11 protein-coding genes are annotated in these 12,477 nt (G+C 37.3%); 8 read left to right on the forward strand and 3 right to left on the reverse strand.

Features of this window, described 5'->3' with window-relative positions; translation table 11 throughout:
• The 5 genes from Q4597_RS12975 (at position 1) to Q4597_RS12995 (ending at position 3,949) form a co-directional block, all read left to right on the forward strand.
• Positions 1-1,026 carry an RluA family pseudouridine synthase gene (locus tag Q4597_RS12975; protein WP_289041029.1) on the forward strand — a complete coding sequence of 342 codons (1,026 nt, stop codon included), beginning with the start codon at positions 1-3 and terminating at the stop codon, positions 1,024-1,026.
• A 107-nt stretch (positions 1,027-1,133) separates the two neighbouring features.
• Positions 1,134-1,895 (forward strand): peroxide stress protein YaaA, encoded by a 762-nt coding sequence (gene yaaA, locus Q4597_RS12980; protein WP_303406509.1) that lies wholly within the window; start codon positions 1,134-1,136, stop codon positions 1,893-1,895.
• A 16-nt stretch (positions 1,896-1,911) separates the two neighbouring features.
• Positions 1,912-2,520, forward strand: a complete 609-nt coding sequence (locus tag Q4597_RS12985) for a Crp/Fnr family transcriptional regulator (protein WP_303406510.1) — start codon at positions 1,912-1,914, stop codon at positions 2,518-2,520.
• 72 nt (positions 2,521-2,592) lie between these two features.
• Entirely contained in the window at positions 2,593-3,390 is a 798-nt protein-coding gene (locus Q4597_RS12990) for an alpha/beta hydrolase (protein ID WP_303406511.1), read from the forward strand.
• Positions 3,374-3,949, forward strand: coding sequence for a hypothetical protein (locus Q4597_RS12995; RefSeq protein WP_303406512.1), 576 nt, complete (start codon positions 3,374-3,376; stop codon positions 3,947-3,949). Before Q4597_RS12990 ends, Q4597_RS12995 begins: the two co-directional genes overlap by 17 nt.
• A gap of 87 nt (positions 3,950-4,036) precedes the next feature.
• Here Q4597_RS12995 and Q4597_RS13000 read toward each other — a convergent pair whose 3' ends face one another.
• Entirely contained in the window at positions 4,037-4,165 is a 129-nt protein-coding gene (locus Q4597_RS13000) for a 30S ribosomal protein THX (protein WP_215441913.1), read from the reverse strand.
• 196 nt (positions 4,166-4,361) lie between these two features.
• Between Q4597_RS13000 and Q4597_RS13005 the strand changes: the two genes are divergently transcribed.
• From Q4597_RS13005 to Q4597_RS13015, 3 genes are all read left to right on the forward strand, one after another.
• Positions 4,362-7,814: a pyruvate carboxylase gene (locus tag Q4597_RS13005; protein WP_303406513.1), complete on the forward strand. Its 3,453-nt coding sequence runs from the start codon at positions 4,362-4,364 to the stop codon at positions 7,812-7,814.
• Positions 7,815-7,830: 16 nt separating this feature from the next.
• Positions 7,831-8,496: a uracil-DNA glycosylase family protein gene (locus Q4597_RS13010; protein WP_303406514.1), complete on the forward strand. Its 666-nt coding sequence runs from the start codon at positions 7,831-7,833 to the stop codon at positions 8,494-8,496.
• Between the two features lie 311 nt (positions 8,497-8,807).
• A complete protein-coding gene (locus Q4597_RS13015) occupies positions 8,808-11,354 on the forward strand; it encodes a phosphoenolpyruvate carboxylase (protein WP_303406515.1) in 2,547 nt (848 codons plus the stop codon).
• A 55-nt stretch (positions 11,355-11,409) separates the two neighbouring features.
• Here the strand turns inward: Q4597_RS13015 and Q4597_RS13020 are convergent, their stop codons facing one another.
• Together Q4597_RS13020 and trpA are read right to left on the reverse strand one after the other, a co-directional pair.
• Positions 11,410-11,553 (reverse strand): hypothetical protein, encoded by a 144-nt coding sequence (locus tag Q4597_RS13020; RefSeq protein ID WP_215441909.1) that lies wholly within the window; start codon positions 11,551-11,553, stop codon positions 11,410-11,412.
• 101 nt (positions 11,554-11,654) lie between these two features.
• Positions 11,655-12,419 carry a tryptophan synthase subunit alpha gene (gene trpA / locus Q4597_RS13025; protein WP_303406516.1) on the reverse strand — a complete coding sequence of 255 codons (765 nt, stop codon included), beginning with the start codon at positions 12,417-12,419 and terminating at the stop codon, positions 11,655-11,657.
• Positions 12,420-12,477: the final 58 nt, after the last annotated feature.

Consider the following 12,477-nt stretch of genomic DNA (forward strand, 5'->3'; position numbering starts at 1 on the left):
ATGCAGACACCGGAAAATCAAGAATTGAACGATGATGAGCTTTTTGAGCACCATCGGGTAGTAGCCTCAAAAGGTCAAGTGCCATTAAGAGTAGATAAATTCTTAATGAACTTTATAGAGTATGCTACCAGAAATAAAATACAGCAATCCGCTAAAAATGGACATATTTGGGTAAACGGTACTATTGTAAAGCAAAATTACAAGGTAAAGCCCAACGATGAGGTCAAGGTTTTGTTTGAGCACCCGCCCCATGAGTTTTTGTTAGTTCCAGAAGATATTCCGATTGATGTTGTTTACGAAGATGATGTTCTTCTTGTAGTGAACAAACCTGCAGGTATGGTCGTGCATCCCGGCCATGGAAATTATTCCGGGACTCTTATTAATGCCCTTTTGCATCATACAAAGGATTTGCCCAATAACAGTAATGAGCGTCCAGGGTTGGTGCATCGTATAGATAAGGATACTTCAGGGCTTTTGGTGGTTGCAAAAACAGAAGCAGCCATGACCCATTTGGCAAAGCAATTTTTTGACAAGACTTCCGAAAGGGAATATGTTGCTCTGGTTTGGGGCAATGTTCAGGATGATGAGGGTACCATAGAAGGTAATATCGCAAGAAACCCCAAGAACCGGTTGCAAATGCAGGTCTTTCCTGATGGGGAAGAAGGCAAAGAAGCCGTAACCCACTATTCCGTTACGGAAAGATTGGGGTACGTAACACTGGTATCCTGTAAGTTGGAAACGGGCCGTACCCATCAAATTAGGGTGCATATGAAGTACATTGGCCATACTCTTTTTAATGATGAGCGCTACGGTGGGGATAAGATATTAAAGGGCACTACATTTACCAAATACAAGCAATTTGTAGACAATGCATTTAAGATTTTACCGCGTCAGGCGCTGCATGCAAAAACCTTAGGATTTGTACATCCCGTAACTGGTAAGATGATGCGTTTTGATTCTGAAATTCCTCAGGACATGGTAGAGTGTATAGAAAAGTGGAGGCATTACGCACAGCACAGCAGTTAATCCATAGATAACATTGATAATCGTATCGATAACTCTTTTCTGGAGCCATAGGTTATATTGATAATCATCAGTATTTTTGTCTTACGTTTTTGAAAATAGACACGAGTATGAAGATTGTTATCTCACCCGCAAAATCACTGGATTTTGACAAAGAATACCCTAGATTTAAGGAAACACAGCCTCAATTTTTGGAAGAAGCTTTAAAACTGAACAAAGTTTTGGCAAAGAAAAACCCTAAAGCCTTATCTGAGCTTATGGGTATTTCGGATAATTTGGCGCAATTAAATTATGAAAGGAACCAGAATTTTGAGGTGCCTTTTACCTTAAAAAATGCGAGACCTGCCATATATGCTTTTAATGGTGATGTGTATCAAGGATTGGATGCCTATACGATGCCTTCGCATAAAATGGAAAAACTACAAGAAAGACTACGCATTCTTTCGGGTCTTTACGGTATTCTTCGTCCGTTGGATTTAATGCAGCCGTATCGTTTGGAAATGGGTACGCAATTAAAGGTGGGACGAAAAAAGAACCTTTATGAATTCTGGAAAAAGACACTGACCGATAAATTAAACGAAGAGCTGCAGGATGATGAACTTTTCATCAATCTTGCAAGTAATGAATACTTTAGTGCAATTGATAGAAAAACGTTGAAGGCACCGATCATAACTCCGGTCTTTAAGGATTGGAAGAATGATAAGCTCAAAATCATCAGTTTTTATGCGAAAAAAGCCCGTGGTTCTATGGTGCGTTACATCATAGATAAAGATGTGAACACTTTAGAGGAGCTTAAAGGCTTTAATTATGATGAGTATGAATACAGTGAGGCCCATACAGTAAAGGAGAACGAACCCGTTTTTATCAGGTAGTTAGTAAAATAACCTTATGAAAGAGCACTTTTCTGTTGAAGAAAACATCCTGTTTGATTTTTTCAACCAGGTATATCCTCTTACTGAAAAGGATTTTGAGCCTTTGGCTAAGGTTATAAGGAAGAAAAAAATAAAAAAGGGAGAGTTTCTGTTGGATATAGGGCAAGTGGAAACAAAAACCAGTTTAGTTTTAAAAGGGTTTATCCATCAGTACACCATTATTGAAGATAATCTGTTTACAATCGATTTTTCTTTGGCAGGTATGAGTTTCAATAACTTTACAAGTTATATGGAGAACTCACCTTCAGATCAAGTGCAAGAAGCATTAACTGATTCTGAAATTATCTATTTTGAAAAAGAAGATATAGATAAACTTCTATTACAAAGCCATCCGTTTTCTATTATTTACACGAAGTTATTTGAACAAGTTCACCTAGAGCGGGAAAAGAGGTCTTTAATACTACAGCATAAGAACGCCTACAAAAAATATGAGCTTTTTTTGAATACAATTTCTAAATCTAAAAGGTTTTTAGAGGAGGTACCTCAAAAGTTAATTGCCAATTATTTAGGTATGACTGCAGAAACCTATAGTAGGGTTAAAAAAACATACCTAAAAAACGCTTAGAAGGGAATTTCTTGATTTGGAATAAGTTTTAAGTTTTAAAGATTTTGGACTTTTGAAGCAAAGTCTAAGGCTATGAAACTTGCAACAATTCTTATACTCTCCATTTTATTATTTAGCTGCTCTAATGATGATGATAGTTTTGAGGTCAATGGTAAAAAGGAACAATTTGTTGTAGCGTCTTCGATAATAAGTGACAGTTACCCTGTTTATGTATTTCTTCCGGAAAATTATAATGCCAATTCAAAACATCAATTGATTATTGCTTTGGACGGAGACACAAGGTATAATACAATTGCCGGTATTATATCGGATAAAGTACAAAGCGAAAGTATACCTTCTTGTATTTTGGTTGCTATTGGTAACAATAATCAGAGAAATAGAGATTATACCCCTACTGCTTATGCCCACGGTTCTGGTGGTGCTGAAAAATTCTATCAATTTATTAAAAATGAATTAATACCGGAATTAGAATCTAGGTACAGTATAGATCCATCCCATAACAAAACATTAATTGGACATTCCTTTGGTGGACTATTTACACAATATGTAATGGCTCAAGAAAGAGCTTCAAACCCTTTCAATAAATTCATATCAAGCGGTACATCATATTGGTATGATGCTGGGGTTATATTTGAGTTTGAGGAGTCTTATGCTAATTCTCATAACGATTTGGACGTGAAATTTTACAATGGTATGGGCACCTTAGAAGGCGGGGTTATGTTGGCATCCTTTGCGGAAATGAATGAAAGGCTCAATTCTAGAAACTATCCAAATTTTAAGCATAGGAGTGAATTAATAGAAAAAAGTGGACACAGTGGTTCTGCTAGTGAAATATTTAAAAAGGGATTGGACTATGTATTTATCGATTAAAGCAATAGTGGTTATTTTATTTCTCTTTTTTGGGTCAGCTTTATGCGCGCAGAAAACAAATGGTAATTCAATAGAGATAGGAGTGCTCGCGGCTGGTGATGAAGCTATGTATTACGGTGCTTACGGTAAATATGCTATGCCACTTTCCCAAAATAAACATCATTTTACTTTGGGGTTTTCAATGGTTGCATATTTTGATTTTAAAGGAGAATCCGAGCCTGATGCATATTTAAAAAACGATGTAGATATGCGTTTAATACCAACGGCAAATTTTGGATACACTCTAAATTTTAATAAAATACAGTTAAGTGCTGAAGTACCTATTGGTGTAAGTTTCGCAAGTACAAAAGGAACCTTGGTCAATGAACGAATAGGCTTTGAAAGGGACTTTTCTAATAATGAAACTTTTTTTAACTACGGCTTGTCTTTTTCTCCAAAATATAAGCTTAGTAGCACCAGTAGTCTTGGGCTTTACAGTTTTTTGCCCTTAGTTAGTGATAAAGCGCAATCAGGATATCAAATCGGGATTGGCTGGACAAAAACTTTTGGACATAAATAAAACAGAAAAAAACAATTCTAGTTTTCTCTGCTATCTATCACCCTTTAAAACCAGCTTAAAAACGAACCGCTTAGCAAATAGAAACCATTATTTTTTTTTCTTAATATCAATTTTCTCCTCTACAGTTGGGCGTCTCTTGATTTTTCTTGGTCGCCTTGCTCCATAAGATCTATTTGCTATTTTACCTCTTCTTGATTTTTTGTCTCCTCTTCCCATAATATGTAGTTCTTTTCTTCAACATACAATATTAAGTCGGGAATGTCAAATGAAGGGTCTTAAAGTCACTTTGTTCGTCAGAAGAAACTTCACAAAATTCCTATAATTTATAAGAATATCATATTGTTATCCTAAAGCAAAAAAGTTAAGTTTGTTTGAATCGGTTTTTTAGGTACGAATTTAAACAACGAAACACATGAAAATAGAAAAGGTTTTAGTAGCGAACAGAGGAGAGATAGCTATACGTATTTTTAGGGCCTGTGTTGAAATTGGTGTTCGTACCGTTGGAATATATACCTACGAAGACCGGTATTCCTTGCACCGTTATAAAGCCGATGAATCGTATCAGATAGGTGAAGATAATGAACCTTTAAAACCCTATTTGGATATTGATGCCATTATTAAAGTGGCCAAGGAAAATAACGTAGATGCCATTCACCCTGGGTATGGCTTTCTTTCTGAAAATTCCAAATTTGCCCAGAAATGCGCAGATAACGGTATTGTATTCGTAGGGCCTAAAGTTTCCGTGTTAAGGGCGTTGGGCGATAAAATTACGGCCAAAGAAGTAGCAGTTGCCAATAACATTCCTATTATACAAAGTAGTGATAAGGATTTAAAAGATATAAAAATTGCTCTTGCCGAAGCAAAGCGAATAGGTTATCCACTTATGCTAAAGGCGGCTTCTGGCGGTGGAGGTCGTGGTATGCGGGTTATAAGAACTGAAGAGGAATTAAAAAAGGGATTTCCGGAAGCAAAAAGGGAATCGTTGAATGCTTTTGGTGATGACACCGTTTTCTTGGAAAAGTTTGTGGAGAATCCCAAGCATATTGAAATTCAGATTGTAGCGGATACCCATGGTAATATGGTTCACCTTTATGAGCGAGATTGTTCCGTACAAAGACGGTATCAAAAAGTAATAGAATTTGCTCCGTCCATCGGGCTTCCCCAAGAAACGAAGGATAGTCTTTATAAATACGCCATTGCTATATGTAAGGCGGTAGATTATAATAATATTGGTACGGTAGAGTTTTTGGTAGATGATGATGGTAGTATCTATTTTATTGAAGTAAACCCACGTGTTCAGGTAGAGCATACGGTTACGGAAATGATTACCAATATCGATTTAATAAAGGCGCAGCTTTTTATCGCTGGAGGGTATAAACTATCGGACACGCAAATTAAAATACCCGATCAGGAGTCCGTTCAAGTTACGGGAATTGCCTTGCAGTGTAGAATTACAACAGAAGACCCTTCCAATGACTTTAAGCCAGATTATGGTGTAGTTACAACCTATAGAAGTGCTTCTGGTTTTGGTATCCGTTTAGATGCGGGTAGTATTTATCAAGGTGTGGTTATTTCGCCTTTCTTTGATTCTATGTTGGTAAAAGTTTCTGCGCGCAGTCGTACGCTAGATGGGTGTTGCAGAAAAATGAGGAGGGCCTTGGCGGAGTTCCGTATTCGTGGTGTGAACACCAATATGGCTTTTCTGGATAATATATTGAAACATGATACTTTCCGTGAGGGTAAAGTAACGGTGAACTTTATAAAGAACGAGCCTAAACTTTTTGAGTTTGTAGAGCCAAGGAACAGGGCTAATAAACTAATTACATTTTTAGGTGAAACTATTGTAAACGGAAACCCGGACGTTAAGAATTACGACCCTAACCGTAAATTTACGAAACCAAAAGTGCCGTCTTTTTCAAAAGCGGATACCTATCCCAAGGGTACAAAAGACCTGTTAACGGAAATGGGGCCTGAAAAATTCGCACAATGGTTGAAAGCGGAGAACAAAGTACATTTTACGGACACTACTATGCGTGATGCCCATCAAAGTTTGTTGGCCACACGTATGCGTACGGTAGATATGATGAAAGTAGCCGAAGGCTATGCCAAGAATCACCCTGAAATTTTTTCCATGGAAGTTTGGGGCGGAGCAACTTTTGATGTTTGTTTAAGGTTTTTACATGAAAATCCATGGGAGCGTTTGGCCCTTTTGAGAAAGGCAATGCCAAATGTGTTGTTGCAAATGCTAATCCGTGGTTCCAATGGAGTTGGTTATACTGCTTATCCTGATAACTTGATCGAGAAATTTGTAGAGGAATCTTGGAACACGGGTGTGGATGTTTTTAGAATTTTTGATTCTTTAAACTGGATGAAGTCCCTTGCGCCATGTATTGAACACGTCCGAAAACGAACAGGCGGTCTAGCGGAAGGATCCATCTGCTATACAGGCGATATTTTAAATCCGTCTAAAACAAAATATGACCTTAAGTATTATGTACAGTTGGCCAAGGATATAGAAAACGCCGGAGCGCATATTCTTGGGGTAAAGGATATGGCCGGACTTTTGAAACCTAATGCGGCTTTTGAGTTGATTCAGGCACTAAAATCCGAAATAAATATTCCTATCCATCTACATACCCATGATACATCGTCGGTACAGACAGCTACCTACTTAAAGGCCATTGAGGCTGGTGTAGATGTGGTAGATGTAGCTTTGGGGGGACTTTCCGGACTTACTTCCCAGCCTAATTTTAATTCGGTGGTAGAAATGCTTCGCTTTAACGAACGGGAGCATAAATTGAATACGGAAAAATTAAGCGAATATTCAGATTATTGGGAAGCTGTTCGTAATTACTATTACACTTTTGAGTCCGGGTTAAAATCGGGAACGGGAGATGTATATCAGCATGAAATACCAGGAGGACAATATTCCAATTTAAAAGGGCAAGCCATAGCTTTAGGTCTTGAGACCAAATTTACCGAGGTTACTAAAATGTATGCAGAGGTTAATCAAATGTTTGGAGATATTGTAAAGGTTACCCCTAGCTCTAAGGTAGTGGGAGATATGGCGCAGTATATGGTAAGCAATAACCTCACGGTAACGGATGTAATGGAAAAAGGACAGGATATTTCTTTTCCGGAATCTGTGAAAAGTTTTTTCCGTGGAGATTTGGGCCAGCCTGTTGGCGGATTTCCTAAAAAGTTGCAAAAGATTGTTTTAAAAGACGAAAAACCGTATTCCAATAGACCAAATGCCCATTTGGAACCTATAGATTTTGACAAGGAGTTCAAGGCTTTTAAAAGAAAGTTTAAAAAGGGCATGGGTAGGGAACTTGAAATGACGGATTTTCTATCCTTTAAATTATATCCAAAAGTTTTCACGGATGCCTATAACAATCATGTAAAGTATGGTAATGTAGTGAACATACCTACCAAGAACTTCTTTTACGGTATGGATGTGGGCGAGGAGATAATGGTAGAATTGGAAGGTGGTAAAAACGTACTTATTTCTTTGATGCTCAAGGGTGAGCCTGATGAGGCTGGCAATGTTAGTATTTTCTTTAAAATCAATGGCCAATTGAGAAATGTACTGATCAAGGATACCTCTGTAAAGGTCGAAAAACAGGAAAACGTAAAAGCGGATACGAGTGATCCAAAACAGATAGGGGCACCATTGCAAGGTTTACTATCCAATGTACTGGTAAAACCGGGGCAGGAAGTAAAACGCAACCAACCATTGTTCGTTATTGAAGCCATGAAAATGGAGACTACGGTAACGGCTACGGAAGAAGGCGTGGTGGCCAAAATTCAATTAAAGGGTGGTTCTTTGGTTAATTCGGAAGATTTGGTGCTGACGCTTAAATAGGTGTATTTTTGCACCTATGTTTTTACATGCACACCCTTACGAGCCTTTTATTTTTGAAGAAACGGAAAAGTTAATCGTTGGCACGCTTCCACCGCCTAGGTTTACTACAGGAGAGTTAAAGCCTGATGATGTAGATTTTTGCTATGGAAGTAGAAATGGTATGCTTTGGCCTATTCTTGATCGTATCTTTGAGTTGGGGTTGGTATATGAAAACACCCATTTTGCTATTGAGCAACGCAAGAATTTTTTAGTCAAAAATAAAATTGGCGTTTGTGATATTGTAGAAAGTGCCGAACGTGATAAAGTAGATGCTTCTGATTTAGGAATGCAAAATGTGCGCTTAAGAGACCTGCTTTTCTATTTGGAACAGTACCCTAACCTTAAAACCGTGCTCTTTATGGGGGGTAATAGCAAAAACGGACCCGAATATTTTTTTAGGAGACTTCTAAAACCTTTAGGACATAAATTAAAAACAATTTCCGAACACGTACCACGAGTCTACGAATTGCAGTTGCCCAAATCCAAACGTACGGTTCGTACAGTTTCTTTAACGGCACCATCGGGAGCAGCAAATAGGGCAGTAGGCAGTTTAGATGCGTATAAAAGAATGAAAGCTGCAGATGCCAGCTTTAATACACTGGATTTTAGGGTGATGCAGTATCGTGAGTTTTTCACCTCTTAAGAAGGTCTCTTCAGCCAGATTAAAATAGAATTCATATAACCGTAAACTAAAAAGAGTCCTGTCAGTTAAGACAAGACTCTTTTACGAGAACACTATATGAAAATGAAAAAATTTAAATCCGTATTAATTACATGGTAAATGTACCTAGATATAAGGTTGCCGGGTAATTATTGTTGTCAAGGCTGTTGTTTTTGTGGTGTAGTGTGGTATTTTTGTTATATGATGTATTGGAGTGGTAATAGTCATGGATTATTGCCGATATTTACCAATCGAAATCGATATATAATTGTCTTTAAATTTTAAAATAACATATGCCGCATTCAGAAAGATTGGTTGAGTTTAAGAAATCGGTCAACAATAAGTTTAACGTTTACAACAGCCTGTTCTTAAATTTGCCTTATCGCAATATTGAGAACGTTGGTATGCTTATTCCATTATTGTTGGATCAGTGCCAAAAAGGATTGGGTTCAGGTCTTAATCCCGAGGAAATTCTAGAAGGTTTTTTTAAGAATTATGCAGATATCGATTCTGAGAAAGACCAAATCGATTTTATGTTCAAAATCATACAGTACGTAGAAAGACAAGTAGTGTTGTATGATAGTGTTGAAGACGCTGCTTTTCCTAAACTACAGGAACACACCCGTTCATTATCCATTAAGGATTATTTTGAATTGGTTGATAAGAACAAAAGCTGGGATAAGGTGTCCAAGAAATTATCATCTTTTAGTGCTCGCTTGGTTTTAACGGCGCACCCAACGCAGTTCTACACACCTGCAGTTTTGGATATTATTGAAAAATTGCGTTCTCTTATTCTTGAAGATAAAATAGATGATATAGATGTAGCCTTGCAGCAGTTAGGTTTAACCTCGTTGATCAACTCTAAAAAACCTACTCCTTTAGATGAGGCCAAGAACATTATTTACTTCTTGCGCCACGTGTATTATAACGCGGTAGGTGATTTATATGCCTATATCAAAGAGAACATCAACAAAGCCGATTTTGAGAACCATAACATAATGAAGTTAGGTTTTTGGCCAGGAGGCGATCGTGATGGAAATCCGTTCGTAACTGCAGATATTACTAAAGATGTGGCAGATGAACTACGTCTTAACCTAATGAAGTGCTATTATAATGATTTGAAGATCATTCAGAAAAAATTGACCTTCAAAGATGTTCAAGAGCCTATTCAAAAGCTTCGTAGCAACTTATATACTGCTATGTTCGATTCCAAGAAAACAGTAGGGTATTCAGATATTCTAGAGCCACTTCTTGAAATAAAAGAGCTATTGATCAGTAAATACCACAGCCTTTACTTAAAGGAGTTGGAGAACTTTATTGATAAGGTGAAAATTTTCAAAACGCACTTTGCAACCTTGGATGTAAGACAAGATCATAGCAAACATGTCTTGGCCATAGAAAGCATATTGAAGCAGAATAATTTGATTAAAGAAGATATCAGTGAGCTTTCGCAAGATGCATTGGTAGACCTTTTGATCAATAAAGATTTGACGGTTAATGCAAGCGATTACTCAGAAGATATCGTAAAAGATACCATTACCAATATAAAACAATTAAAGAGTATTCAAGACACTAATGGTGAGGATGGCTGTAACCGTTACATTATTAGTAATTCGGAGGATATCTTTTCAGTATTGTTCGTTTTTGGGTTATTCAGATGGTGTGGTTGGAAGAAAGAGGATATTAGTTTTGATATCGTGCCTTTGTTCGAAACTATGAACGGTATGGATGGTGCAGAAAACACCATGCAAACGCTTTTTAACCTTCCTGAATACAAAGCACATTTAGAGAGAAGAAATAACAACCAGACCATAATGCTCGGTTTTTCCGATGGTACAAAAGATGGCGGTTATTTGAAGGCCAACTGGGCGATTTTTAAGACCAAGGAAACCCTCTCCAAAGTTTGTGATAAAAATGGATTTAACGCTATTTTCTTTGATGGTCGTGGAGGTCCACCGGCCCGTGGAGGAGGAAAGACGCACCGTTTCTATGCGGCACAGACCAAGAGTATTGCCAATCATGAAATTCAATTAACTATACAAGGACAGACCATTACAAGTACCTACGGTACCAAAGAGCAATTTATTCACAACAGTGAACAATTGTTAACCGCAGGTCTTTCCAATAACCTTTTTGGTAAGGAAAATGTAATTTCCAAAGAACATAGAAAATTAATAGAACAACTTTCTGAACTTAGTTTTGAGAAGTACGATGCGCTTAAGCAACATGATAAGTTTATTTCTTACCTAGAGAACAGAAGTACTTTAAAATACTATCAAAAAGCTAACATTGGTAGTAGACCGGGTAAAAGAGGAAATAAGAAGAAACTGGAACTTACAGATTTAAGGGCTATTTCTTTTGTTGGTTCATGGAGCCAATTGAAGCAAAATGTACCAGGCTACTTTGGTTTGGGTACGGCAATCCAAACTATAAAGAACGAAGGCAGAATGTCTGAGCTTAAAAAACTGTACAAAGAAGTACCTTTCTTTAAGGCTTTGATGAGCAATAGTATGATGTCACTTTCCAAGTGTTATTTTGAGTTGACCTCATACATGAAGCAAGATGAGGAATACGGTGCATTCTGGAATATACTGCATGAAGAGTATCAGTTATCAAAGAAAATGTTATTGCAGATATCAGGCAGTAAAATTTTGATGGAAAACGAAGCAGTTTCTCGGGAATCCATTAAAATACGAGAGAACATTGTTCTTCCGTTGTTGGTTATTCAGCAATTTGCATTGCAAAAAATAGGAAAGGAAACGAGCTTTAAGGATGAGTATGAGAAAATCGTCACCCGTTCGCTCTATGGTAATATAAACGCCAGTAGAAACTCGGCATAATAAACGAAAAGCCCTTACGTGAGTAAGGGCTTTTTCATTTTAAAAGTGCTGTGCACTATTGCTTGTTTTGTTGATCTTTAATAGTATCCTTTTCAATATCAAAGGTATTGGTGTCAATACCCGTATTCCCGTTTGGGTTTGTAGGATTACTTTGTTCTACTTTTCTTTTAAATTTTCTCTTATCATCAATCATTCCCATGTTGTTACGTTTTTTAGTTCAGTCTCAAACTAAGAAATGTAATTGGCAATCAGGGTTAAAGGCTTTTTAAACCTTTGTTAGGGAGTGTTAAAGTCTGAGAATTATCTAATAGTTTTGGTAAAAGTTGAAATTCCGTCAACACCGTGGCCGTTCAAATGTTTAATAAATGCCGAACCGATAATTGCCCCTTTTGAATATTTCGTAGCTTGCTCAAAAGTTTCGGAGTTACTTATTCCAAAACCAACAATTTGAGGGTTATTCAATTTCATATCCGAAATGCGTTGGAAGTAAGCTTGCTGTTCATCGCCAAAGCCGGATTGTGCGCCTGTAACACTAGCGGAACTTACCATGTAGATAAAACCGTTCGAAACCGAATCAATAAATCGAATACGTTCATCCGAAGTTTGTGGCGTAATCAAGAATACATTTATAAGGCCGTATTTTTCAAAAGTTGCTTTGTACTCGTCATGATACACATCAACTGGTAAATCGGGTATAATAAGTCCGTCTATCCCAATTTCCTGACACTTTTTACAGAAGGCCTCAACTCCATATTGTAGCATAGGATTAAAATATCCCATGATAATTAATGGAATGGAAACAGATTCACGAATATCCTTTAATTGATCAAAAAGAATCTCGGTGGTCATACCGTTTTTAAGCGCTGCAGTGGAACTTTGTTGAATAGTGGGGCCGTCTGCAAGAGGATCGCTAAAAGGAAGCCCTATTTCAATCATATCCACACCGTTTTTTTCCAACTGTTGAATAATTTTTACAGTATCACCTAATTTGGGGTAGCCTGCGGTAAAATAGATAGAAAGTAGTTTTCCGTCTTCGTTTAGTTTTTCTTTTATTCTATTAGCCATAGTTTAAAATGCTATTTCCTTTTGTGAGGATGGACAAGTTTAACCCGAATTACTTTCG

It is taken from the genome of Zobellia sp. 1_MG-2023 (assembly GCF_030549125.1).
GTDB lineage: Bacteria > Bacteroidota > Bacteroidia > Flavobacteriales > Flavobacteriaceae > Zobellia > Zobellia russellii.